Genomic DNA, 23825 nt, shown 5'->3' on the forward strand with positions numbered 1-23825 from the left:
ATCCAGTGTTGCAACGAGCGAACCCGTGCCATGGAAGGTGACGCTTCCGCCACCGCCGCTGCGCGCGCCTGGAACAGAAGGACTCCCGTGACCGACACCCTGCCCCCCGAACCGCCGAGCCATTACCGCGACGGCAAGGAGCGTCTGGCCGATCTGATCGTGCATCTGACCGGGCTGGCGCTGGCGCTGGTCGGGGGCGGGATGCTGCTGGGGCTGGCGATCGGCTTCGGCGACGCCGGAAGCCTGACGGCGGCGGCGATCTATGCGGGCGGGCTGCTGACCATGCTGGGGCTGTCGACGGCCTATAATTTCGCCGCGCCGCGGTTTCAGCCGCTGCTGAGGCGGTTCGACCATGCGGGCATCTTCATCATGATCGCGGGCTCCTACACGCCGTTCACGACCCAGCACCTCACCGGGGCCTGGGCCGGGGGGATGACGGCGGCGGTGTGGACGACGGCGGTGGTGGCGGCGGCGGCCAAGCTGCTGCTGCCGGGGCTGGGCAAGGGGTTCTGGATCCTGGTCTATCTGGCGCTGGGCTGGGTGATGGTGATCGCCATCGAGCCTTTCATGCGCAGTCTGGGCCCGGCGCCCGTGATCCTGCTGGCGATCGGCGGGCTGCTGTATTCGGTCGGGGTGATCTTCTACGCCAACAAGGCGATGCGCTACCGGCGCGCCATCTGGCACGGCCACGTCGTGGCGGCGGCGGCGGTGCACTGGGTGGCGGTGCTGCTGGCCGTGCTGAAATAGGGCGAGGCGGGGGATGATCCGCGGATACGCATTGGCCCTGAGCCTCGGCGTGATCGCAGCCGCGATCTTCGCGGGGTGGTACAGCACGACCCGCGTGGTCTATTTCGCCCCCGCCCTGTTCGAACAGTCGGTCGACTGCGGCCCCGGGGGAGGCGGCCGCTGGCCGGTCATCGATACGTTCGAGGCCGACTGGTACGGCGGCGCCCTGCGCGCGTTCGGGGAGCCGTCGCTGTACAGCGCATCCCTGAATCCCGAGGCGTCCGCGGGCAGTCTGCGGTTCACCTGGCTGCGCAGTTTCCGCGACCCCATCTTTGTGCGGATCGACCGGGCGGCCGACGGCGGCGTCCAGTTGTCGGCCGGACAGCGCGCGAAGGGCGGACGTCCGGGTTCACAGACGCGGCGGGTTTCGCGACGCCTGACCCCCGCGGAAGTGCGGGAACTGGACGCGGTCCTGATCCAGACCGCCCTGTCGGAGCAACCGCCGAAATCCTGCGATGGAGGCACGGACGGCGCCCGGTGGATCATCGAGGCTGTCGAGCCCTCAACCGGCTATGTCTATGTGAACCGGTGGACGCCCCGGGAAGGACCGGTCCGCGAACTGGGTCTGCATATGCTCGAGCTGACCGGCTGGGAGATCGCCGACGTCTACTGACCGGCGTCAGGCCCAGGCGAACAGCAGGCGGCCTTCGCCCATGCGCTCGCGCAGTGCCGGGAGGTCGGCGTGGCCGACCGAGAAACAGCCGTAGGAGCGGCCCAGCTTGCCCTCGCGGGCGAGGAAGGCCGGGTCGGCGTAGTCGGCGCCGTGGATGATGATGGCGCGCTCGCGGGCCATGTTGTTGGAATACTCAAGCCCGTCGAGCAGGACGTTGGGGCCCTGCTGGGCGCCGTGGCTGGCGCCGGCGGTGGCGTAGGCGCCGACCGAGGACATGTGGCTGTCGGGCGTGTTGCCGAAGCTGGTGGCGAAGCCGGTATGGGTCGGGTCGGAGCCGCGGCCGTGGCTGGTCCGCATCAGGGTGACGGTGCCGCTGGCCAGATCGACCTCGTAGAGCCGCTCGTCGCCCGAGAATTTCTTGAAGTCGACCAGATACATGCGGTCGCGTTGGGTGATGCGGTGCTGGTGGATGTCGAGCGCCGCCATGGCCCGTTCCATCAGCTCCTCGCGGATCTGGGCGCGCGGGTCGAGGGGGCGGGTGGTGTTGAGCTGTGAGGTGATGATCTGGGGCGGGCGGGACTGAAGCCCGGGATCCCGGGTGACCGTCGCGAGCGGGCGGGCCGTCGGAACCTGGGCCGCCGCCGTCGCGCAGCCCGACAGCAGCGCCGCGCCGCCCAGAATGAAGCCTCGTCTCGCCAAGCGCATGCGACGCCCCTCGCACGGTTACAGAACAAGTCACGGGTTGTTTCAGTTCGTGACGGGTGTTTCAACCTGAGCCTTGGCCCAGACGCCCGAATGGCTAAGGTGCAAGCCCTGTTCCGGGAGGTTTTCGTGAAGCTGATCACGTCTTTGTTGGCCGCCGTCGCCTTGTGCGCCGCCACAAGCGTCACCGCGCAAACGCCCGCGCCTGCGTCCGTTTCTCCTGTGGAGGGAACGACGTTCGTCCATGTGGGGCGGCTTCTGGCCGATCCGGCGACCGGTGTTGTGCAGCGCGATAAAACTCTCGTGATCGAAGGGAACCGGATCGTCGAAATGCGCGATGGCTTCGTCGGCGAGGGGCGGATCGTCGATTTGCGGGGCGCCTTCGTGCTGCCGGGGCTGATCGACAGCCACGTCCACCTGACCGGCGAGCAGAACCCGAACGGGCGGCTGGAGACAGTGACCCAGTCCGAGTCCGAACAGGCCATGATCGGCGCCCGCTATGCGCGGCGGACCCTTATGGCGGGGTTCACCACGGTCGCGGACCTCGGGGCGGCCAATGAGTCCATCTTCGCCCTGCGCGACGGGGTGCGCCGCGGCGACGTGCCCGGACCCAGGATCATCGCCTCGGGCGAGGCCGTCTCGGTGCATGGCGGTCACGGGGACATCAACGGCTATCGCGCAGACATCATGCATCTGTTCACCGGCGAGAGCATCTGCTCGGGCGCCGACGACTGCATGCGGGCGGTGCGGCTGCAGGTGCGGGCCGGGGCCGACATCATCAAGATCACCGCCACCGGCGGGGTGCTGTCGAACACGGCGGCGGGACTGGGCCAGCAGTTCTCGGATGACGAGCTGGCGGCCATCATCGGCGCCGCGCACCGCATGGGCCGCCGGGTGACGGCGCACGCTCACGGGGTCGACGGGATCAACGCCTTCCTGCGCGCCGGCGGCGACTCGATCGAGCACGGGACGTACCTGGACGATGAATCGATCCGGCTGTTCCGGCGCGAGGGGACGTATCTGGTCCCGACCCTGATGGCCGGGGATTTCGTGGGGCGGATCGCCTCGGGGCCGGACAATTTCTTCACCCCGGCGCAGACGGCCAAGGCGCTGGAGGCCGGGCCGAGGATGCTGGACATGGTCCGGCGCGCCCATGCCGGCGGGGTGCGGATCGCCTTCGGCACCGACAGCGGGGTCTCGGCCCATGGCGACAACGCCGGCGAGTTCGCCCTGCTGGTGCGGGCGGGGATGACGCCGCTGGAGGCGATCCAGTCGGCGACGGTGAACGCGGCGGCGCATCTGCGGATCAGCGGCGAGGCGGGCCGGATCGCGGCGGGGATGCCGGCGGATCTGATCGCGGTGACGGGCGATCCGCTGAGCGACGTGACCGAGCTGGAGCGGGTGCGGTTCGTGATGCGGGGCGGGATGGTCTATCGGGAGGAGTGAACCGCCGACAGCAACAGCCGCTGGAACCCCGCCTCATCCTCGAAGGTCGCCTTGACCGGCCATGAGGTCACGCGCGCCCGCCATTCGGGGGGCAGGCGGAACCAGTCCTTTTCGGTGGTGACCAGCCGGGCGTGATGGCGCTCGGCGTGGCTGGCGAGATAGGCCAGATCGCCCTCGCGGAAGGCGGCGTGGTCGGGGAAGGGGGCGAAGTCGATCAGGTCGGCGCCGGCGGCGTCGAGGGCGCGCTCGACCTTCCAGGGCTTGGCGATGCCGGCGAAGGCGACGATCGGCCCCTTGGGCGGCGGCGCGGCCGGGGTCAGCCGGGCGATGAGGACCGGCAGGTCGCCGAAGGCCTGAACCAGTTCAGGATCAGCGCCGGGGGCGTCGGCGGGCAGCAGGATGACGACCGCGTCGGCGCGGGCGAGACCGTGGCGCAGCTTTTCGCGCATCGGGCCGGACGGAAACACCGAGCCGTCGCCGAAGGGCCATTCGTCGCCGCGCGTCTCGCCGTCGACGACGACGAGGCTGAGCGTCTTCTTCAGGGTCGGGTTCTGGTGGGCGTCGTCGAGGACCAGGACCTCGGCTCCGGCCGCTGCCGCGGCGCGGGCGCCGGCGACGCGGTCATGGGCGATCCAGGTCGGGCCGCCGAGGGCCAGCATCAGGGGTTCGTCGCCGACATCCGCGGCGGTGTGGAGGGCGGCGTCGACCTGTGTCGGTTCGCGCAGGGACCCGCCGTAGCCGCGCGACAGGCCGTGGGCGTTGATCCCCGCCTCATGCAGCAGGCGGATGGCCTCGCGGGTCACGGGCGTCTTGCCCGAGCCGCCGACCGTCAGATTGCCGACCGAGATGATCGGAATGCCCGGATCGACCGGCTCGGCGCGGGCGATGCGACGGGCGGTGGCGGCGGCCCAGACCCAGGACAGGGGTTTGAGCAGGATGCGCGCGACCATGCCGTGGCGGGCGTCGCGCGTGTACCACCAGCGGGGGGTGTTGAGCTTCATCGGCGGCCTCGCTGCGGGGCGAGCGGCAGCAGGGGCGTGATGGCGTCCCACAGCCGGTCGAGCCCCGAACCGGCCTCGGTGGCGGCGCGGCGGCCGCGCTCGCCCATGGCCTTGGCGGCGGCGTCGTCGGCCAGCAGGGGGGCGATGACGGCGGGCAGGTCCCACGGGGCCTCGACCACGGCGAGACCGCCGGCCTCGACGAGAGCCTGCGTGACGGCGGACCAGTTGGTCATGTCGGGGCCGGTGACGGCGGGCTTGCCGAGGCGGGCGGGCTCGAGCGGGTTGTGGCCGCCGACCGGGGGCTTCTCGAGGGCGGCGGAGAAGGAACCGCCCATGACGACGACATCGGCGAGGCGCAGGAACAGGCCCATCTCGCCGAGGGTGTCGGCCAGATAGAGGTCGGTGTCTCGGTCGGGCTCGCGGCCCTGCGAGCGCAGGGCGAAGCGGTAGCCGTCACGGGTGAGGGCGGCGGCGATGTCGGCGCTGCGGGCGGGATGGCGGGGCACCAGGATCAGGCAGAGGCGGTCGGTCAGGCGGTCGAGGGCGCGGACGAGGGCGATCTCCTCGCCGTCATGGGTGCTGGCGGCGACGACCACGGGGCGGTCGCCGATGGCGGCGCTGAGGCGGGTGAAGGCGGCGGCGTCGTGCGGCGGGGCCTCGCCGGACAGTTTCAGGTTCACATGGCCGTCGATGCGGCCGCCGAGGCTGTGCAGCCGGGCAGCGGAGGTCTCGTCCTGCGGCAGGATGCGGTCGAAGGCGGCGAGGATTTCGCGGGCGGCGCCGGGGAAGCGACGCCAGCCGTCGACGGTCTTTTCTGTGATGCGGGCGCTGGCGAGGACCAGTTTTACGCCGCGCCGGCGGGATTCGAGGATCAGATTGGGCCAGAGTTCGCTCTCGACGAAGACGGCCAGTGACGGCCGCCAGTGGTCGAGGAAGGCGGCGACGGCGCCGGGGGCGTCGACCGGGGCGAACTGGTGGATGACGGCGGCGGGCAGCCGCTTGGCCAGCAGCTGGGCCGAGGTCAGGGTGCCCGAGGTGACCAGAACGGTGAGGTCGGGACGCTGGCGGCGCAGGCGTTCGACCACGGGGAGCAGGGACAGGGTCTCGCCGACGCTGACGCCGTGCAGCCAGACCAGGTCGCCCTCGGGACGGGCCACGGAGGCGCGGCCGAGGCGTTCATCGACGCGGGCGGGGTCTTCCTTGCCCTGTTTGGCGCGGGCGTCGAGCAGGCGGGGGGCCAGCGGCTCCAGCAGGCGCGTCAGCAGACGCCAGGCGATCAGGGCGGGGCTCACCGCGAGGGGTCCTGCCCGGTGATGGCGTCGGCCGCGGCCTCGACGGCGTTCAGGCGCGCGGTCCAGTCGCGGGCGACCGCGGTCAGGTCGGCGCCCTCGGGATAGTGCGCGACATCCCAGACGATGGCGCCCCGGGCGAAGGGCAGGGGCAGCAAGGCGCGGTCCCAGCTATTGAGGCGGATGGCGGGGTTGCAGGACAGGCCGATGAACAGCACCGGCGCTTTCGACAGTTTGGCCAGCAGGGGCAGGCCTTCGGCCATTTCGCCTGCGGGGCCGCGGGGACCGTCGGGGGTGATGGCCAGGGCGCCGATCTTGAGCTGACGCAGGCCGTCGCGCAGGGCCTGGGAGCCGCCCTTGGCGCGGTCGGCCTTGTCCTTGTTGGCCGAGGAGCCCCGCACGGCGGGGATGCCCTGCAGGGCCACCGCGCGGGCGATGAACTGGCCGTCGGGGCTGAGCGAGATCAGGGCCTTGGCCGGCTGGGCCCGGTCGAGCGGCCAGCAGGCGGGGCTGAGGCCGATGCGCGAGTGCCAGAAGGTGCACAGCACGCCGCCGCCCTGTTTCCAGACGGCTTCGGCGACGCCCTGGTTCTGATGGGTCCAGCGGATGGTGGCGAAACAGAACCGCATCCAGCCGGCCAGAAGCCAAGCGAGGACGCCCTGGATGAGCGGATTGCGCAGGGGCCTCATAGGACCGCCGTGACGGGGTCCCCGTCGAGCGACTGCTGCTTCGCCAGACGGGAATAGAGGCCGCCCAGCTTGACCAGTTCGGCATGGCTGCCGGTCTCGACGACGCGGCCGGCCTCGATGACGTGGATGCGGTCGGCGTTGCGGACGGTGGACAGGCGGTGGGCGATCATCAGGGTGGCGCGGCCGTGCATGAGGCGCTCCAGCGCGGCCTGGACGAGCGCCTCGCTTTCGGTGTCGAGGGCGCTGGTGGCCTCGTCGAGCAGCAGGATGGGGGCGTCCTTGAGGAAGGCGCGGGCGATGGCGATGCGCTGGCGCTGGCCGCCGGACAGGCGCAGGCCGGCCTCGCCGGCGCGGGTGGCGTAACCCTCGGGCAGGGCGGTGATGAAATCGTGGGCGGCGGCGGCCTGGGCGGCGGCGACGATGTCCTCGGCCGTGGCGCCGGGGCGGCCATAGGCGATGTTGGCGGCCAGGGTGTCGTCGAACAGGAAGGGCTCCTGGGTGACCAGGGCGATCCGGGCGCGCAGGTCGTGCAGCTTCAGTTCGCGGATGTCGCGGCCGTTGACGGTCACGGCGCCGGCGGTGACGTCGTAGAAGCGCGGCAGCAGGCTGAGCAGGGTCGACTTGCCGCCGCCCGACGGGCCAACCAGGGCCACGGTCTCGCCCGGCGCGACGGTCAGGGACACGTCGGACAGGGTCGGGGCGCCGCCCGCGGCGGCCGGGGCATAGGCGAAGGAGATGCGGTCGAAGGCGACTGTGACGGGACCGTCGGCCAGCGGCGCGGCGTCGGGCGCCTCGCGGATCTCGGGTTCGATGTCGAGGGCCGAGAACAGGCGGCGGGCGGCGGTCAGGCCCTCGGACATGACGGTCTGGAGATTGGTCACCTGCCGCAGCGACTGGCCGGCGGCCATCAGCAGGCCGATGTAGGCGGCGAAGGCGCCCACGCTCATGGCCCCGTCCTGCGCCCGCCAGCCGGCGTAGGCCATGACGGCGGCGACCACGAACATGGCCACGAGGTTGGAGAAGGGGCCGGCGAAGGCGCGGCTGTCAGCGGACTTGATGACGTGCCGCTGGCGGCGGGCGACGACCTCGCCGACGCGGTCCTGTTCGGCCGCCTCGCGGTTCTCGATCTTGATCAGGCGGACGCCGTCGAGGTTCTCCATCAGGGCGGTGGAGAGGTTGGAGGTCTCGACCATGGCCCCGGTGGTGGCCTTGCGCATCCGCTTGCCGAAGCGGCGCATGACGAAGGCGATGACGGGCGCGCCCAGCAGGACGATCAGGGTCATGCGCCAGTCGATCCAGACCATGTAGCCGATGACGGCGACCAGGGTCAGGGCGTGCTGGGTGTAGTTGACGACGCCATTGGTGAAGGCCTCGCGCACCAGATTGGCGTCGAACAGGACGGAGGAGACGAAGCCGCCGGAATGCTGGCTGCGCAGCCGGGCCAGGTCGGCGCGGATCATGGCGCCGAACAGCTTGACCTGGATGTCGCCGACGATGCCGTGGCCCAGCCGGTTGACGAGGGCGGCCTGGCCGAGGGCGGCGGCGGTCCAGATCAGGCCGGCGCTGATGATGATCAGGGGGATCCAGACGAGGGCCCGCCCGGGCGGCACGGTGAAGACGCCCCAGATGGTCACCGCCTCGCCGAGGAACAGGCCGTTGATGGCCGGCTCGAGCAGCTGCAGCACGGTGGCCGCCATGACGCCGACCACGGCGGCGCAGGCGATCGACAGGAACAGCGGCGTCCGGTGATGGGAGAGATAGTCGCGCCAGATGCGGGCCAGCAGGGGGCGCAGGGGCTCCTTCTCGTCGGCGGCGGGGGCGGGCGTCGTCATCGGTCCGAGGTCGGACGGGACGGGGGGGAAGTCAAGCGGGGAGGTGGCGGGCCGCTCGTGGCGACCGTTAGCAGACGGGAGGCGAGGCGGCGAATGTCGGCTTTCGACCCGTAGCGGTCATTGGCTCAGCCGCGCCGCAAACCTTGCGGAAGGTCACTCTTCACGGCGACATTTTCAGGAGCGCGAACGAGCCAGCCCAAGGCTACCGGGACGAGGTGGATCAGGTGGCTGAGGTGAAACGTAAGCGGCTCTATCCCGTCCCAACGAGGGCCGAGGTTGACCACCAAGATCATCAGGCCGATCCACCAGCCGCTGAGATTAGCGTCCCGGAGGCGGAGATATGTCAAAACGACAAGAGCGACGTAGACCGGAAGGCCCGCAAGAGAAGCTACCCACTCCAATGCTCCGAGCCTCATCATGAGAACCGGGAGAAGGATCATCGCCGCGATGAGCGCGACGCTCGCCCAGCGATAGTTCCGGATTGCGCTCAGCCGGTGAAAGAACATCGCCATGCGAGGAAGTTAGCAGGGGTGATGTCCGCTAACTACCCTCAGGCGACCGTCCGCTCACGACCCATTGCGGACCCTCAGGTTAGGTTGTGCTTCTTGTCCTTGGACCCGAGCCCAAAGCGACAAGCACGATGATCCCTGGAAGCCACATGAAAGAGAGGCCAGCTTCCCACAACTGAAACAGGCGGAAATCCGACTCAGTGTGTGATTGGCCCTGTTTGCCGCAATAGCTATTCTGCGGACTGACGTATTGATAGGCAGGAGCGGCTGCGCAGGCGTGTATCGGCGAGTCGGGGAACCGCATTATTCCTGCGAAAAACCATGTCAGCATAAATGCAGCGACGAGGGCCATTAGGAGCTTGCGGACCAAAATTGCCCTCGTCGAGCTCCGGTGACGACTTAGCGGCATAGATGCTTCCGTCTCGTGCGAGTAGTTCACGGAGTATCGTGAACGCAAGGTCAGCTTACCAGTCCTAAGCGTGCCTCAAGCCAGCCAACGCCCGCTTTCCACCCGTTGCGGACTTTCCCTCCGCCCGGATGACGCGCCCCGTCTGAACCGCTATCTCCCCTCCCATGTCCCGCTACGACCTCACCACCCCCGCCGGCCGGTTTCGCGCGCGGTGGGACTATGTCTGGAAGGATCACGCCTTCCTGCGGCGGTGGTTCATGAACGCCCACTGGCTGGGGCCGGATCTGGTGCGGACCAACCAGCCGTCGCCGCGGCAGCTGGCGTACTGGAAGGCGCAGGGGATCAAGACCGTCATCAACCTGCGCGGGGCGCGGGACGAGGCCTATTATGCGCTGGAGAAGGCGGCGTGCGAGCGGCTGGGGCTGACGCTGATCGACGCGCCGCTGGATTCGCGCGATCCGCCGCAGAAGGATCGGGTGCACCGGGCGCGGGCGCTGTTCCGGACCATCGAGTATCCGGTGCTGATCCACTGCAAGTCGGGGGCGGACCGGGCCGGGATGATGGCGGTCTTCTATCGCCATTTCCATCTCGGCGAGCCGATCTCGGAGGCGATCCGGCAGCTGGACAAGAAATACCTGCACCACCGCGAGGGGCTGACCGGGGTGCTGGACTATACGCTGGAGAAATACCTGACGGAGGTCCAACCGACCGGGGTCAGCTTCATCGACTGGGTCGACAGCGACGCCTATGACCCGAAGGCGATCCGGGCCGAGTTCAAGGCCGGCTGGTGGGGCACGGTGCTGACCGAGAAGCTGCTGAAGCGGGAGTAGCCGGCGTCAGCCCCAGGGGCCGCGCGGCTCGCCCCGGTCCGGGGACGGAGGCGCGGCTTCGCCGTTCTCGGCGGCGATCTCGGCGTCGCGGCGCGCCTTGCGCTCGGCGTTCCAGTTTTTCAGCCACTGGGACTCGCGGCGGTCGCCGCGCCAGACGCCGATCCACAGGACCAGCACCATCAGAAGCGAGACGAGGGAGGCGATCTCCATGCCGTCGAGGGTGCGGCCGAACAGGGTCAAGGGCGGTGTTCCTCGGAAGCAGCGGCGGGGGCGGGGGCGTCCGCCGGCAGGGTCTCGCCGGGGGTGACGGGATCGTTCCAGGCCGTGTCGGCCTCGCGCGGGCCGGTGGTGGTCGCGCCGGGCTTCTTGCGCGTGGCCCAGACGACGATGCCGACGCCGAGCGCCACAAGGGCAAGGACAATGAGGGTGGGGGCCATCGGGTCTCTCCGGTCAACGCACAGTATAGCTGTGAAAGCGCGTCAGGCCGAGGCCGGGTTCCGTGTTCAGTGGCCGGCGTCGCCGCGCGGGTCGATCATCCGGTGGGCGTGCAGGATGAAGAAGCGCATGTGGGCGTTGTCGACGGTGGCCTGGGCGCGGGCCTTCCACACCTTGCGGGCCTCTTCGTAGTTGGGGAAGGCGCCGACGAACTCGACCTTGGACAGGTCGCGGAACACCGGGGCGTCGAGGTGGCGCAGCTCGCCGCCGATGACGAGGTGGAGGAGCTGGTCGGTTTCGGCGGGCTTGGTCATGGGGTCGTCCAGAGGGGAGCTAGCGGGGCGCCAGCGGAATAGGCGCTGTGCGCCGCACGATCAACGGGTGAAGCGCCGGGGCGCTGCAGACCAGGCTGTTCTGGCGTGGATCGGACTGGTTGAAACGCCAGGCGTGGCCGTGGTGATCGCTGACGCGGCCGCCGGCCTCCTCGACGATCAGGGCCCCGGCGCAGACGTCCCAGTCCCATTTGGGAGTCAGGTTGATGGCGGCGTCGAACGCCCCGGCGGCGACCAGGGCCATGCGGTAGGCGATGGCGTTGCGCTTCTCGAACCGCATGGCGGGCCAGGGCTCGAGCCAGTGCGGGCCCTCCATCAGGCGGGCGTCGGCGAGGACGGAGGCGTCGTCGAGGTCGCTGGTGTCCGAGGCGGTGATCGGCCGGCCTTGCAGGAAGGCGCCGCCGCCGAGGGTGGCGGTGAAGGTCTCGCCAAGCGCCGGGGCGTGGATGACGGCGGCGACGGGGTGGCCGTCGTCGACGATGGCGATGGGAATGCACCACCACGGCTTGCCCTTCATATAGGCGACCGTGCCGTCGATGGGATCGACCACGAAGATGCGCCGGTTCGACAGTCGGTCGGCGGTGTCGGCGGTCTCTTCCGACAGCCAGCCGTGGTCGGGGCGGGCCGTTAGAAGCGTGTCCCGGAGCAGCTGGTCGACGGCCATGTCGGCCGAGGTGACCGGCGAGCCGCCGGACTTGGACCAGACCTTCAGCCCGGCCTCGCGCTCGGCCAGCGCCAGCCGGCCGGCGGCCTCGGCCGCGTCGCGTATCAGGACGAGATCGGCGGCCAGCCCGCTCATTTGCCGGCGATGGCGACGCCGTCGAACATCAGGGACGGACTGTTGAAACTGCTGCGGAACTCCAGGTCTGAACCGCGCGCCATCCGGGTCCAGAGCTCGGCCAGATTGCCGGCGACGGTGACGCCGCTGACGGGCCAGACGATCTGGCCGTTCTCGAACCAGAAGCCCGAGACTCCGGCCGACCAGTCGCCGGTGTTGGCGTTCAGCGAGGGGCCGAACATGGAGGTGACCAGCAGGCCGGTCCCGGCGTCGGCCATGAGGCCGTCGAGATCGCGCTCGCCCGGCTCGAGGTGCAGGTTGTGGGTCGAGACGCCGGGCGGGCCGGCGAGGCCGCGCGAGGCGTGGCCGGTCGAGGCGAGGCCCAGCTGGGCGGCGGCGGCGCTGTTGAGCAGCCAGGTGGTGAGGACGCCGTCCTGCACGATCGACTGGCGCGACACGGCCACGCCCTCGTCGTCGAAGGGGGTGGAGCCGAGGCCGCGCGGGCGCAGGGGATCGTCGATCAGATCGACGCCGGCGGGCAGGATGCGCTGGCCCAGCCGGTCCTTCAGGAAGGAGGTGCCGCGGGCGATCGACGGGCCGGAGATGGCGCCGAGGATGGGCGACAGGACCTGGGTCGCAACGCGGTTCTCGAAGATCACCGGGGCGGTGGTCGAGTCGATCTTGCGGGGTCCGACGCGAGCCACGGCGCGGCGGCCGGCGAAGTCGCCGATGGCGGCGGCGGGGGGCAGGTCGGACAGGTGGCGGACGGCGCGGTGTTCGCTGCCCCGTTCCATGGCCCCGTCCTGCTCGGCGATGACACCGGCGCCGAGTGAGAAGGCCGAGCCGTGATAGGCGCCGTCGAAGCCGTGCGAGGTGACCAGCCGCCAGCGGCTGGACGAGGCCGAGGCGTGGCCGCCTTCGGATTTGGCGACGCCGGGCACGGCGAGGGCGGCGGCTTCGGTTTCGGCGGCGGCGGCCTCGAGCTCGGCGGCGCTGCGCTCGGACGGGTCGAACAGGTCGAGGTCGGCGAAGGGACCGCGGGCGAGGCGGTCCTGCGGGGCCAAGCCGGCGTAGGGGTCTTCGGGGGCGAGGCGGGCCATGGCCACGGCGCGCTCGACCAGACGGGCGCGGGTGGCGTCGGACAGGTCGGAAGCCGATACCGTCGCCATCCGCCGACCGATGAAGACGCGCAGGCCGAGGTCGCGGCTCTCCTCGCGCTCGACGTCTTCCAGCTTGCCGTTGCGGACGCCGACGGACAGGGCTGCGCGCTCGGCCGAGACCGCCTCGGCGGCGTCGGCCCCGGCCCTGAGGGCGGCGGCGACCAGATCGGGCAGGATGTCGGGGGAGGCGGCGGACGCGGTACGGTCAGGCATGCCCCGATATGGCCGGGACAAGGCGACGCCGCAACCGCGCGCGTGAAGTTCAGACGAAGGCGTGGACCACCAGCATCCCGCCGGCCGTGAACAGGGCGAGATAGGTCAGGGCCATCCCCAGGACGCGACCAAAGGTCGGCTTCTTGTCGCTCAGGCCGACGGCGTGGATCAGACGTCCCGCCAGGAGGACTCCACCGACGGCGTGCACCGCCATGGCCGGCATCGCCAGCATGGCCAGAAGGGCCAGGGCGCCGACTCCGACCGGAACATATTCCGCGGCATTGCCGAAGACCCGGCCCGGCAGGGTGATCTGGGACGCGGCTCCGTCGCCCAGCAGCACCTTGTGCTTCTTTCGGTTCAGGGCGACCCGCACCGAAAGCACGAGCATCAGCAGGAGCAGCAGGCCGCTCCACAGGGCGGCAGCCTGAACCGGTGTCATCGTCTCGAACATCGCCATCAGTTTTCTCGCCCCACCGGATAGAGCCGGTAATGGTCATCATAGAACGGGGTTCGCTCATAGAACCACTGCAAACGGGCGTCGCCGTCGGCCGCGAACGCCGGCTCCGCGGCCAGTTTGGCCTCGAACTCGTTCCTGAGCGCCGGGTCGGCGGCCATCATGGCCTCGGCCAGCGGGGCGATGGCGTAGCCCTCGATGTATTCGACCCGGCTGAGCACCTCGGGGAACAGGCCCCAGGCGAAGAAGCTCTCGCTGGACTGCGGCTCCAGCAGCAGGACGACGATGTCGCCCAGCGGCTGGTCGGTGGGCACGCGAACCGAGCCGGCGGGGAAGGTCCAGTCGCGGCGCTCGGGCGTGACGCCCGTGACGGTGACGCCGACGTGACCCTCGTTGGCGCGGGTCGCCAGCTTCGGCTCGACGAGGCGCAGCATGTCGAGATTGACGGTGCGCGGGGCGTCGAGCGTCTCCATCCGGACGCCGTGGACGCGGAGCCGCTCGATGATGTCGGCGCGGTAGGACGGGACCCAGTAGGCCTCGGGCCGGGCGAGTGTCAGCGTGGGGCGAGAGCCGTAGAAGGGCAGGGCCCAGGGCTCCGGGTCCGGCTCGCCCAGCCAGCGGATCTCCTGACGGCCCGAGGCGGGGCTGTCGTACATCTCGTAGCGGATGCCCTTGAAGGTCCGGGTGTAGGCCGGCGTTGGATCGGCGGCGAAGTTGGCCGGGATTTCGGCGGGGCGCAGGGCCGTGTCGGCGGCGATGGCCGTGCGCAGGGCCGGGCCGTCGGCGGCGAGACGGCGCATGGCGGCCTCAAGGAAGACATAGGTGCCCAGGACGCGCTGTTCGTAGGGCTTGAGGCTGTGGTTCTCGATCAGGATGGTGGGGACATGGGCCGCGGAACCCCAGCCGTTGGAAAACCGCTCGCCAAGCCCGCCGTCGGACAGGCCGGCGCGGGGATCGTCGCCGATACCGAAGACCAGCTCGCCGGGAATGTGGCCTTCCGCCTCGAGGGCGGCGTTGATCGCGGGCTTGAAGGCGTCGTCCAGCCAGCGGGCGATGGCCGGCGAGCGCGACCAGACGCCGTTCTCGCCGTTGAAGCCGTAGGTGACGTCATACTGGTAATCCATGCCGTCGGTGACGTGGATATCGACGTAGAGGTCGGGCCGGTATTTCAGGATCAGGCCGCGCACGGCCCGCATCTCGGGCTGGTCCAGTTTCAGATAGTCGCGGTTGAGGTTCTGGTTGGTCGCCGTGTTGCGCCAGCCCTGGATGCGGGGGCCGCGCTGGTTGGGGCGGCTGTAGGCGCTGGCGCGCTCATGGCCGTCGACCGAGAGGATGGGGATCAGGATCAGATTGACCCGGTCGAGCAGCGCGTCCTTGCCGTTGAAGGCGATGTCGCGGAGCAGCATCATGCCGGCGTCCTTGCCGTCGATCTCGCCCGGATGGATGCCGGCCTGGGCCAGCAGCACGGGCTTGGACGGGTCGAAGGCGGCGCCGTCCTTTGAGGCGATGACGGCGTAGATCGGCCGGCCCTCGGGCGAGACGCCGAACTGTTCGATGCGGATCAGGTCGGAGGCGGCGTCGAGCCGGTCGAACCAGGCGCGGGTGTCGGCGTAGTTGGGGCTCTCGTCATGCTCGGCGTCGGCCTCGAAGGCCGTGACCCACGGGTCCGAGGCGTCGCGCAGCAGGGCGCGGCTGGCGCCGTCCCAGGCCGGGGCGGGCGGCAGGAAGGGCTGGTCCCAGGGGGCGGCGTTGGGAACGGACGGGGACTGGGACATGGCGGGACTCGATACGAGCGCGGCGAACGCGGCGATGATCAGGGTGGAGCGCATCAGGGTTCCTCGGCCATTCGGGGTCGGGTTTCAAGCGTGGGCGGGCGGCGGCCGGTCAGGGCGACCCGGTCGCCGCCGGTTGCGTCGGCTGGCCTGCCGCCATGGCGTCCGGCGCGACGAGGGAGGCGACCGCCAGCAGGATATAGACCGCCATATGCAGGCCGATCATGGCCGCGAACAACGGGGGTCGCCGGGCCAGCGCCGCCGGAATGATCAGCGCCATGTAGAAGGCGAGATTCAGCAGATAGCCCACGATCATCACCATCCCGCCGGGCTTGCCCAGGTTCACGACGATGGCGGCCAGGACCACCATGGCGTTCGCCACGACCGTCAGCATCAGCACGACGCGCTTGTTGGCCCAGAAATGATCGTCCAGCGACGCCCCGTCCTCGATCGCGTGCGGGAAGACGAGCGAGGCGGCGATGAAATAGACCAGGGTGATGGCCAGGCCGATGATCAGCATGCCGTAGCTGAACGGCAGGTCGCGGAAATTGACCCAGGCGGAATCCCAGAAGCTGGCGATGTCCATGCCCACGAACAGGGCCAGCAAGGGCGTCAGCCAGCCGATCCTGATCTTGTGGCGGTGCTGGATCGCGGTCGCCATCCCGGTGGCGATGACGGCGACCGACAGGCCCAGCAACAGGCCGTAGAAGCTGAAGAAGAATTCGAACGCGGCCACACCGGCTCCCCATACCGCCCAGCTCCACCGTAGGCAGGGTTGGGCCCGTCGTCACCACCGAACGAGCCGGGGCCGCCCGGGTCAGCCGTGTCGTCGCGGGTCCGCCCGGCGAAGAGGGCGAGCGGTCATGCGGCCCTCGTGAAGTCCATGACCCAATTGGTCTCCCAGGTCGCGCCGCCGTCGTACGAGAAGGCCTGGGTCCAACGGGCGCTGTCGGCGGTGATGTCGGACCAGATGTATCGGGCGCTGACAGGCCGGCCGCCGTCGCTGTCGGAGCCTTCCAGCACGCAGCCGTTGGCGTGGAACCGGCCGCGGACGGGCGGCTGCAGGACGCCATCGACGCTGTTGATCCAGTGGATGACCCATTCGCGGGCCGGAATGTCGAAGGCGCGCACCGCCATGCCGGTCCATCCGCGCGCCGGACAGTCGATCTGTTCGACATTGGCCAGGCCGCCCAGCCGCGGCTCGCACCATCCAGCCGATGGGAATTCGTCCCAGTCGTCGGAGCCGTCGCCCCGCACCTTCAGCTTGCGATTGGCGACGCTCCAGCGGCCGTGGATGAAGTCGAAGTCGTGGATTTCAGGCAGGGCATCGATGGGGTCGGCGGACATGGCGGTTTCCTTCTCGAGGGATGATGCGAGAGGAATACGGCCCCTAACCTGACATCTGTTGTCAGGATTTATCGCCTAGTGTCGAAAAATGCGCGCCAGCCGACTGCTTTCCATTCTCCTGCTGCTCCAGACCCGGGGGCGGATGACGGCGGAGGCGCTGGCGGCCGAGTTCGAGGTGTCGGTGCGCACCGTCTATCGCGACATCGACCAGCTGAGCGCGGCGGGGGCGCCGGTCTATGCCGACCGGGGCCGGGCCGGAGGGTTCCAGCTGATGGACGGCTACCGCACCCGGCTGACCGGTCTGACCGATGCGGAGGCCGAGACCCTGTTCCTAGGCGGGCTGTCGGGGCCGGCGGCGCAGATGGGCTTCTCGGGCGCGGTGACGACCATGCAGCTGAAACTGCTGGCCGCGCTTCCCCCGGAACGGCAGGCGGCGGCGGAACGGCTGGCGGGGCGGTTCCATCTTGATCCGGTCGGCTGGTACCAGAACCCGGACGAGGCCGAACGCCTGCCCGCCATCGCCCAGGCGGTGTGGAACAGCCGCCGCATCGTCGTGCGCTACGAGAGCTGGAAGGGCGAGGTGGCGCGGACGCTGGAGCCGCTGGGCCTGATCCTGAAGGGCGGGCTCTGGTATCTGGCGGCGCGGCCGGCGGAGGGGCGGCGGCGGGAGCCGCGGACCTACCGGGTGTCGAACATCCTCCAACTGACCTTGGCCGAGCAGACGTTCGAGCGGCCGGCGGGGTTTGATCTGGCGGCGTGGTGGGCGGAGACGTCGCGGCGGTTCGAGGCGGAGATCTTCACCGGGACGGCGACGCTGCGAGTGACGACCGAGGGGCTGAGACGGCTGGCGCGGCTGGGGACGGAGCGGGCGCGGATCGCGGCGGGCGCCCGGCCGGGGGCGGACGGCCGGGTGGAGGTCGTGGTCCCGATCGAGTCGGTCGAACACGCCGCGATCGACTTCCTGCGTCTGGGACCCGAGGCCGAGGTGCTGGCCCCGCCCGAGCTTCGGACGGCCATGTCCGCCACGGCCCGCCGACTGGCCGCCCTCTACGCCTGAGCTATTTCCAGATCGGCGCGCCCTCGCCGGGCAGGCCGAGGCGGTCCCACATCTCCGACACCCGCTCGACGACACCTTCGTCCATGCGAATCTCCTCGCCCCATTCCCGCTTGGTCTCGGGCGGCCATTTGTCGGTGGCGTCGAGGCCGATCTTGGAGCCGAGGCCGCTCTCGGGGCTGGCGAAGTCGAGGTAGTCGATCGGGGTGTTCTCGATCAGGGTGATGTCGCGCGCCGGGTCCATCTTGGTCGATATGGCCCACATGACCTGTTTCCAGTCGCGGGCGTCGATGTCGTCGTCCACGACGATGACCCATTTCGTGTACATGAACTGGCGCAGATAGCTCCAGACGCCCAGCATCACCCGCTTGGCGTGGCCGGGGTAGGCCTTCTTCATCGACACCACGGCGATGCGGTAGGAACAGCCTTCGGGCGGCAGCCAGAAGTCGGTGATCTCGGGGAACTGGGCGCGCAGCAGGGGGATGAAGACCTCGTTCAGCGCCTCGCCCAGCACAGAGGGCTCGTCCGGCGGGCGGCCGGTGAAAGTGGTCAGATAGATCGGGTCCTTCCGCATGGTGATCGCGGTGACCTGGAAGACCGGGAAGGTCTCGACCGAGTTGTAGTAGCCGGTGTGGTCGCCGTAGGGGCCTTCGGGGGCGTGTTCGTCGAACAGGACGTGGCCCTCCAGCACGATCTCGGCATTGGCGGGGACCATCAGCGGCACGGTCTTGCACGGGACCAGCTCGGCCTTGGCGCCGCGCAGCAGGCCGGCGAACTGGTATTCGGACAGGGTGTCGGGCACCGGCGTCACGGCGGCGAGGATGGTGCCGGGGTCGGCGCCGAGGACGACAGCGCAGGGCAGGGGGCCCTTCTTCCCGGCCTTCTTGTGCCGGGCGTAGTGCTGGGCCCCGCCGCGATGGGCCAGCCAGCGCATGATGGCCTTGTCCTTGCCGAGCACCTGCATGCGGTAGATGCCGAGGTTGAAGTCGTCCTCGCGATCCTCGGACGGCCCCTTGGTGACGACGAGGCCCCAGGTGATCAGGGGCGCGGGCTCGCCGGGCCAGCAGCCCTGGACGGGCAGGCTGGTCAGGTCGATCTGGTCGCCCTTGAGGACGATTTCCTGCACCGGCGCGGACTTCACCACCTTGGGCCGCATCGACATGACGGTCTTGGCGAGGGGCAGCATCTCCATCGCGTCCGACAGGCCGCGCGGCGGGGTCGGGTTGCGCAGGAAGGCCAGAAGTTCGCCGACCTCGCGCAGTTCGGCGGCGGTGGTGCGGGTCTTCTTCTCCATGGTCACGCCCATGGCGACGCGCTTCACCGTGCCGAACAGATTGGCGAGGCAGGGGATGGGGCTGATCGAGCCGTCGGGCATGACGGGCTTTTCGAACAGGACCGCCGGGCCGCCGTTGCGCAGCAGCCGGGTCTGGATCTCGGTCATCTCGAGGTGGGTCGAGACGGGCTCGGAAACGCGAACCAGTTCGCCCTCGGCCTCGAGCATGGCCATGAAGTCGCGAAGGGATTTGTAGGCCAAGGCAGAACGCTCCGTCAGAGCGTCATGGATTAGGCGGGCGCGCGCGCCGTGTCACGCCATGGCGGGTGCGGCCTTTTCAGTAGGCCCGCGTATCCGACACCAGCGCCCACAGCGGCAGGCGCAGGGCGCTGGTGGCGGCGCCGATCTGGGCGGTGGTCAGGTGGGCGCGGCCGGCCTCGGCGCGGCGGGCTTCCTCGACCGGCATGTGAATCAGGGCCGCGACGTCCTCAATGGACAGGCCACGGTCCTCGCGCCACCGCTTCAGCCTCGCGCCGACCGCTGCGTCGAGCGGATCGACGCCGGGAAACCCCAGCACCAAGCCCATGGTTCGCTCCCTTGGCGCGCCGACTGATCGCAGCGCGTCAGGCCCATTCTTCGTCCCAGTTGAAGGACTTGTCGAGCCAGTCGCCCAGACGGCCGTCGGGACGGGCGAGGGCGTGGATGCGGTCCATCTCCTCTCCCGTCAGTTGGAAGTCGAAGATGTCGAAGCTCTCCTCGGCCCGGCTGACCTTCGAGGTGCGCGGGATGGCGATGACGTCCTGCTGGATCAGCCAGCGCAGGGTCACCTGGCCGGGGCTCTTGCCGTGCGCCTTGCCGATCTCGATCAGGGTGGCGTCATCGGCGATATTGCCCTGGGCCAACGGCGACCAGGCGGTGATGGAGGAGCCGAGGTCCTTCGCCGCGGCCTTGAGCTTCGAGAGCTTGAGGTAGGGGTGGTACTCGACCTGGTTGGTGACCAGCCGGGCCTTCGACAGGGTCTGGGCGCGGCGGAATTCGGCGGAGGGGAAGTTGGACAGGCCGATGGTCCGGGTCAGGCCCTGGTCTTGCGCCTCGTTGAGGGCGCCGAGGGTCTCCTCCCAGGCCGGCTCCGTCTTGGGCCAGTGCAGCAGCAGCAGGTCGGGGGTGAAGCCGAGGCTGGCGACGCTTTCCCGCGCCTGGTTCAGCAGCCCCTCGCGATCGAAATGGGCGACCCAGATCTTGGTGGTCAGCCAGATGTCCTCGCGCGCGACGTGGCCGGCGGCGATGGCGTCGCGGATGCCGTCTCCGACCGCCGCCTCATTGTGATAGATCCAGGCCGTGTCGATGTGCCGGTAGCCGATGCGCAGGGCCTCGGCGACCATGGTCCGGGCGACCTCGGGCGTCAGGTTCCAGGTGCCGAACCCGAGCAGGGGAATGGCGTGGCCGTCGACGGTGATGGCGGGCTGGTCGGTCATGGGAGGCTCCGGTCGGGAGGCGCTTACCTATGCCGACACGCCCGCCGATCAAGCGTCAGCGGCGTCGGTAGGTGAAATCAAAGCCGCCGTCGGACCAGGTCTGACCGCCGTCGTTTGAGGTGAGGCCCCACTGCCGGACCGAGCCGTCGGGCTGGGGGGCGATCGTCATGCGCTGGACGATGCCGGGCGTGCCCGGAGCGTCGAGGACCATGGCCGTGTCCTGTAATCCACCCTCAAAGACCATCACCGACCCGCCGCTGTCGACATAGAACTGCCGCCATTTGCCGCCGTTTGCCGCGTCGAAGATGCTGAAGCTGGCACCGAAGTAGGAGGCCGAGACCCCGCCCGGGCCGAGGGTCTGGTGGTAGTTCTCTTCGATCGCGCAGCCGTCGACTGCCGACGAGATTGTGCTTCGGGCAAGGACCGTATCCGTCCCGGTCTGGCTCACATCCCACTCGCCGAGCCAGAAGTTGAAGGCGCTGTGGTCGGCGTCGGCGCAGTTGATCCGCGCGGGCCGTGGCGGCGGCGCGGTCTGGGCCGGCACTGCGGCCTGGAGCGCGAGGGCGAGCAGGGCGATGTGGATCATGGAGGCCTCCCGCCGCCCACGAACGCCCGGCCGGCGGCGGGGTCAACTTAAAGCGCCGTAACCTCCGGCGACCGGAGCCAGTCGAACATCTCGTCCCACAGCGGCTCCAGTCCCTTGCGGAAGGCGCCCTCGTGGCCGATGCGGGCCACGCTGTAGTCAGCCGGGGCGCGGACGACGATCTCGTGCGGGGCGTGGGGATAGACCCGCATGAGGATGGGCGAGGTCACCGGCGTGGCGATGGGATCATCGGTGAAGACCCAGGAGCGGATCGGCGCCGTCACCGCGTCGTAATGGTGGGGCCGCAGCCGGTCGCGCAGTTCGTCGTGGAAATAAGACGCCTTCAGGCACCAGCGCCGCCAGGTCTTCCAGACGCCGGCGGGCAGGTCGGTCCCGGCCCACAGGCCGCCGCCCTTGATATAGCCGTGGCGCAACAGGCTCCACGGACCGTAGGCGAGCCAGAAGAACAGCTCGAGCGGATTGTAGGAGCGGTGGTGCCGGCCCCAGTAGCCGCTGCCGACCGAGACGAAGGCGTGGCGGTCGATGCGGTGGTGGTTGGGCATGAAGCCGAGGAAATGGCCGCCGACGCTGTGGCCGACATGGACCACGGGCAGGCCCGGAGCCGCGGCGATCAGGGCGTCGAGGGCCGCGGGCATGTCGAGCCGGCCCCAGTCGGGATAGTCCATCTCCATGGCGGCGAGGTCTTCGGGCCGCGAGCCGGCGATGCCGCGGAAATCATAGGTCAGTACGGCCGCGCCGCGCGCCGCCAGATGCCGCGCGAACCGGTCGTAGAAGCCCTTGGGGAAGCCGGTCCCCGAACTGACCAGCACGGCCACTGTCGGGGCGACAGCCGAGACCAGTCGCATCGACAGCGGATAGCCGTCGGAGGCCGGGGCGATGAAGTCGCGGATGACGGGGTCGCTCATTGTTAGTCCGTAGCTATTCGCAACGAACCTAGCCGATTGACGCGGCGTCAGGTCAAGCGCTCTTGGAGCCGGCGCGGTCCTCGGCTAAAGCCCGCGCCTTCTCCTGCTTTCCGGGCTTTCTCGCCATGACCGATCTTCCCGACCGCCTGTCCGTCGATCCCGACAGCCCGTTCCACGACGCCGACCTGTTGGCGAAGGGGATCGGCGTCCGCTTCAAGGGCGAGGAAAAGACCAATGTCGAGGAATACTGCATCTCGGAAAACTGGGTCCGTCTGGCCGTCGGCAACCGCGTCGACCGCCGCGGCAAGGCCCTGACCGTCAAGCTGCAGGGTCCGGTCGAGGCCTGGGTCAAGGGCGAGTAGGTCGCCGGTCCTTATGGCGGCGTCGAAAAAACTCCGGCGCGGGCCGCTTGTCCGCTCTCATCGCAGGGTTCAGGTTCCGGCTCCTCATTGAGTCTCCCGGAGCCGTCATGCGTCTGTCCGCCCGCCTCCTCGCCGCCAGCGCGCTCGCGCTGACCCTCGTCGCCGCGCCGGCTGCGGCCCAGGACGCCGCCACCATCGCGCGCGCCGCAACCATCCGCGACGCGGCGCTGAACGAGAATATCGCGCTCGACTACGTCACCCAGCTGACCACCCGGTTCGGGGCGCGGCCGGCAGGGTCGAAGGCCGAGCAGGACGCCTCGGCCTGGGCTGCCGACTATATGCGGGCCCAGGGCTTCCAGAATGTTCGGATCGAGGAATTCCCGCTGGTCGGTTGGGAGCGGGGCGAGGAGAGCGCCGCCATCGTCGGGGCCCGGCCGCAGCGGCTCGCGGTCGTCGCCCTGGGCCATTCGCCCGGCACCAACGGTCCGATCGAGGCCGAGGTGGTGCGGTTCGACAGCCTTGAGGCGCTGAACGCCGCGCCCGCCGGATCGCTGGCGGGCAAGATCGCCTTCATCGACGCAGGCCAGATGGTGCGGATGCAGGACGGCGCCGGCTATGGCCCGCTGACGCGCATCCGGGGCGCCGGACCCGGCGCGGCGGCGGCCAAGGGAGCGGTGGCCTTCATCATGCGCTCGGTCGGATCGGACGAGCACCGGATGCCGCACACCGGCACCACCCGCTACATCGACGGCGTGGTGCCCCTGCCGGGCTTCGCCCTGGCGGCGCCGGACGCCGACACGGTCTCGCGCCTGATCGGCATGGGCGAGACGGTGCGTCTGCGGCTGTCCTCGACTGCACACACCTATGAGACCGTCAGCCAGAACGTCATCGGCGACATCGTCGGCCGCTCACGGCCGAACGAGATCATCGTCCTCGGTTCGCACATGGACAGCTGGGACCTCGGCACGGGGGCCATCGACGATGGCGCCGGCGGGGCCATCACCCTGGCGGCGGCCAAGGCCATCGCCGAGAGCGGGCGGCGTCCGGCCCGGACGGTGCGCGTGGTCCTGTACGGCTCGGAAGAGGTCGACCAGCCGAACAACACGGGCAACGGCGGCGGGGCCTATCTGCGCGGCATCGGCGCGGCGGCGGACCAGCATATCATCGCCGGCGAGAGCGATTTCGGGGCCGACCGGGTCTATGCCCTGCGACTGCCGCCGGGCGCCCAGACCTCGGATTTCGCCCGGGCGGCGGCGCAGGTGCTGTATCCGATCGGCGTGCTGTCGTCGGCCGAGCCTGAACTGTACGGCGGGGCCGACGTCGGTCCGCTGGCCGGGGTCGGGGTGCCGATGTTCGGCCTGAGCCAGGACGGCACCCGCTATTTCGACCTGCACCACACCGCCGACGACACCCTGGACAAGATCGATCCGGAACAGATGAGCCAGAACGTCGCCGCCTGGGCGGCGCTGGTGTGGCTGATCGCGGATTCGGACGTGGACTTCCGGTCGATGCGGCCAGCGGCGGACTGACCAGATGGTCGAAGCGGGCGGGCGCT

The 23825-nt window shown here is 69.9% G+C and carries 27 protein-coding genes; 7 read left to right on the top strand and 20 right to left on the bottom strand.

The annotated features are described in order from the left end of the window. Positions 1 to 87 precede the first annotated feature (87 nt). Both trhA and B2742_RS03100 read left to right on the top strand, forming a co-directional pair. Entirely contained in the window at positions 88 to 747 is a 660-nt protein-coding gene (gene trhA, locus B2742_RS03095; RefSeq protein ID WP_292062828.1) for a PAQR family membrane homeostasis protein TrhA, read from the top strand. 13 nt (positions 748 to 760) lie between these two features. Then, the gene (locus B2742_RS03100; RefSeq protein WP_292062831.1) at positions 761 to 1399 is read left to right on the top strand and encodes a hypothetical protein; all 639 of its coding nucleotides are present in this window, start codon (positions 761 to 763) and stop codon (positions 1397 to 1399) included. Positions 1400 to 1405: 6 nt separating this feature from the next. Here the strand turns inward: B2742_RS03100 and B2742_RS03105 are convergent, their stop codons facing one another. Then, positions 1406 to 2104, bottom strand: coding sequence for a murein L,D-transpeptidase catalytic domain-containing protein (locus B2742_RS03105; protein ID WP_292062834.1), 699 nt, complete (start codon positions 2102 to 2104; stop codon positions 1406 to 1408). A gap of 90 nt (positions 2105 to 2194) precedes the next feature. Here B2742_RS03105 and B2742_RS03110 point away from each other — a divergent pair, with 90 nt between their 5' ends. After that, entirely contained in the window at positions 2195 to 3547 is a 1353-nt protein-coding gene (locus B2742_RS03110; RefSeq protein ID WP_292062836.1) for a metal-dependent hydrolase family protein, read from the top strand. Here the strand turns inward: B2742_RS03110 and lpxK are convergent. The 5 genes from lpxK to B2742_RS03135 all read right to left on the bottom strand — a co-directional run bounded on the left by lpxK (position 3532) and on the right by B2742_RS03135 (position 8870). Continuing rightward, positions 3532 to 4548: a tetraacyldisaccharide 4'-kinase gene (gene lpxK / locus B2742_RS03115; RefSeq protein ID WP_292062838.1), complete on the bottom strand. Its 1017-nt coding sequence runs from the start codon at positions 4546 to 4548 to the stop codon at positions 3532 to 3534. The genes B2742_RS03110 and lpxK overlap by 16 nt on opposite strands. Beyond that, positions 4545 to 5840 (bottom strand): 3-deoxy-D-manno-octulosonic acid transferase, encoded by a 1296-nt coding sequence (locus B2742_RS03120; protein ID WP_292062841.1) that lies wholly within the window; start codon positions 5838 to 5840, stop codon positions 4545 to 4547. The genes lpxK and B2742_RS03120 overlap by 4 nt, the downstream gene beginning before the upstream one ends. Beyond that, positions 5837 to 6526 (bottom strand): lysophospholipid acyltransferase family protein, encoded by a 690-nt coding sequence (locus tag B2742_RS03125; protein ID WP_292062849.1) that lies wholly within the window; start codon positions 6524 to 6526, stop codon positions 5837 to 5839. The genes B2742_RS03120 and B2742_RS03125 overlap by 4 nt, the downstream gene beginning before the upstream one ends. Next, positions 6523 to 8358 (bottom strand): ABC transporter ATP-binding protein, encoded by a 1836-nt coding sequence (locus B2742_RS03130; protein ID WP_292062851.1) that lies wholly within the window; start codon positions 8356 to 8358, stop codon positions 6523 to 6525. Before B2742_RS03130 ends, B2742_RS03125 begins: the two co-directional genes overlap by 4 nt. A gap of 125 nt (positions 8359 to 8483) precedes the next feature. After that, entirely contained in the window at positions 8484 to 8870 is a 387-nt protein-coding gene (locus tag B2742_RS03135; RefSeq protein WP_292062853.1) for a hypothetical protein, read from the bottom strand. Positions 8871 to 9440: 570 nt separating this feature from the next. Here B2742_RS03135 and B2742_RS03140 point away from each other — a divergent pair. After that, the gene (locus B2742_RS03140; RefSeq protein WP_292062855.1) at positions 9441 to 10106 is read left to right on the top strand and encodes a fused DSP-PTPase phosphatase/NAD kinase-like protein; all 666 of its coding nucleotides are present in this window, start codon (positions 9441 to 9443) and stop codon (positions 10104 to 10106) included. A 6-nt stretch (positions 10107 to 10112) separates the two neighbouring features. Here the strand turns inward: B2742_RS03140 and B2742_RS03145 are convergent, their stop codons facing one another. The 9 genes from B2742_RS03145 to B2742_RS03185 form a co-directional block, all read right to left on the bottom strand. Next, positions 10113 to 10346, bottom strand: coding sequence for a hypothetical protein (locus B2742_RS03145; RefSeq protein WP_292062857.1), 234 nt, complete (start codon positions 10344 to 10346; stop codon positions 10113 to 10115). Continuing rightward, positions 10343 to 10543, bottom strand: coding sequence for a hypothetical protein (locus B2742_RS03150; RefSeq protein ID WP_292062858.1), 201 nt, complete (start codon positions 10541 to 10543; stop codon positions 10343 to 10345). Before B2742_RS03150 ends, B2742_RS03145 begins: the two co-directional genes overlap by 4 nt. Positions 10544 to 10609: 66 nt before the next feature. After that, complete coding sequence (locus B2742_RS03155) at positions 10610 to 10855, bottom strand: DUF4170 domain-containing protein (RefSeq protein ID WP_292062860.1); 246 nt, start codon at positions 10853 to 10855, stop codon at positions 10610 to 10612. A 19-nt stretch (positions 10856 to 10874) separates the two neighbouring features. Next, positions 10875 to 11672 (bottom strand): inositol monophosphatase family protein, encoded by a 798-nt coding sequence (locus B2742_RS03160; RefSeq protein ID WP_292062863.1) that lies wholly within the window; start codon positions 11670 to 11672, stop codon positions 10875 to 10877. Then, positions 11669 to 13024, bottom strand: coding sequence for a TldD/PmbA family protein (locus tag B2742_RS03165; protein ID WP_292062865.1), 1356 nt, complete (start codon positions 13022 to 13024; stop codon positions 11669 to 11671). Before B2742_RS03165 ends, B2742_RS03160 begins: the two co-directional genes overlap by 4 nt. A gap of 49 nt (positions 13025 to 13073) precedes the next feature. Next, entirely contained in the window at positions 13074 to 13481 is a 408-nt protein-coding gene (locus B2742_RS03170) for an MAPEG family protein (protein WP_292062866.1), read from the bottom strand. Next, on the bottom strand, positions 13481 to 15307 hold the full coding sequence (locus B2742_RS03175) for a M14 family metallopeptidase (protein WP_292062868.1): 1827 nt from the start codon (positions 15305 to 15307) through the stop codon (positions 13481 to 13483). Before B2742_RS03175 ends, B2742_RS03170 begins: the two co-directional genes overlap by 1 nt. Before the next feature lie 55 nt (positions 15308 to 15362). Then, a complete protein-coding gene (locus B2742_RS03180) occupies positions 15363 to 15986 on the bottom strand; it encodes a hypothetical protein (RefSeq protein ID WP_292062871.1) in 624 nt (207 codons plus the stop codon). A gap of 125 nt (positions 15987 to 16111) precedes the next feature. Further along, entirely contained in the window at positions 16112 to 16597 is a 486-nt protein-coding gene (locus B2742_RS03185; RefSeq protein ID WP_292062874.1) for a DUF1579 domain-containing protein, read from the bottom strand. Positions 16598 to 16685: 88 nt separating this feature from the next. Here B2742_RS03185 and B2742_RS03190 point away from each other — a divergent pair, with 88 nt between their 5' ends. Then, positions 16686 to 17654 carry a helix-turn-helix transcriptional regulator gene (locus tag B2742_RS03190; RefSeq protein ID WP_292062877.1) on the top strand — a complete coding sequence of 323 codons (969 nt, stop codon included), beginning with the start codon at positions 16686 to 16688 and terminating at the stop codon, positions 17652 to 17654. Position 17655: 1 nt separating this feature from the next. Here B2742_RS03190 and B2742_RS03195 read toward each other — a convergent pair whose 3' ends face one another. The 5 genes from B2742_RS03195 to B2742_RS03215 form a co-directional block, all read right to left on the bottom strand. Further along, on the bottom strand, positions 17656 to 19185 hold the full coding sequence (locus B2742_RS03195; RefSeq protein ID WP_292062880.1) for a UbiD family decarboxylase: 1530 nt from the start codon (positions 19183 to 19185) through the stop codon (positions 17656 to 17658). Positions 19186 to 19261: 76 nt separating this feature from the next. Beyond that, positions 19262 to 19510 (bottom strand): helix-turn-helix domain-containing protein, encoded by a 249-nt coding sequence (locus B2742_RS03200; protein WP_292062882.1) that lies wholly within the window; start codon positions 19508 to 19510, stop codon positions 19262 to 19264. A 37-nt stretch (positions 19511 to 19547) separates the two neighbouring features. Further along, on the bottom strand, positions 19548 to 20399 hold the full coding sequence (locus tag B2742_RS03205) for an aldo/keto reductase (RefSeq protein ID WP_292062885.1): 852 nt from the start codon (positions 20397 to 20399) through the stop codon (positions 19548 to 19550). A gap of 55 nt (positions 20400 to 20454) precedes the next feature. Continuing rightward, positions 20455 to 20985: a hypothetical protein gene (locus tag B2742_RS03210; RefSeq protein ID WP_292062887.1), complete on the bottom strand. Its 531-nt coding sequence runs from the start codon at positions 20983 to 20985 to the stop codon at positions 20455 to 20457. A 47-nt stretch (positions 20986 to 21032) separates the two neighbouring features. Beyond that, on the bottom strand, positions 21033 to 21908 hold the full coding sequence (locus B2742_RS03215; RefSeq protein ID WP_292062889.1) for a serine aminopeptidase domain-containing protein: 876 nt from the start codon (positions 21906 to 21908) through the stop codon (positions 21033 to 21035). Between the two features lie 125 nt (positions 21909 to 22033). Here B2742_RS03215 and B2742_RS03220 point away from each other — a divergent pair, with 125 nt between their 5' ends. After that, positions 22034 to 22270, top strand: a complete 237-nt coding sequence (locus B2742_RS03220; RefSeq protein ID WP_292062891.1) for a DUF3297 family protein — start codon at positions 22034 to 22036, stop codon at positions 22268 to 22270. 107 nt (positions 22271 to 22377) lie between these two features. Next, the gene (locus B2742_RS03225; RefSeq protein WP_292062894.1) at positions 22378 to 23799 is read left to right on the top strand and encodes a M20/M25/M40 family metallo-hydrolase; all 1422 of its coding nucleotides are present in this window, start codon (positions 22378 to 22380) and stop codon (positions 23797 to 23799) included. Positions 23800 to 23825 lie beyond the last annotated feature (26 nt).

It is taken from the genome of Brevundimonas sp. UBA7664 (genome assembly GCF_002483305.1).
Classification (GTDB): Bacteria; Pseudomonadota; Alphaproteobacteria; order Caulobacterales; family Caulobacteraceae; genus Brevundimonas.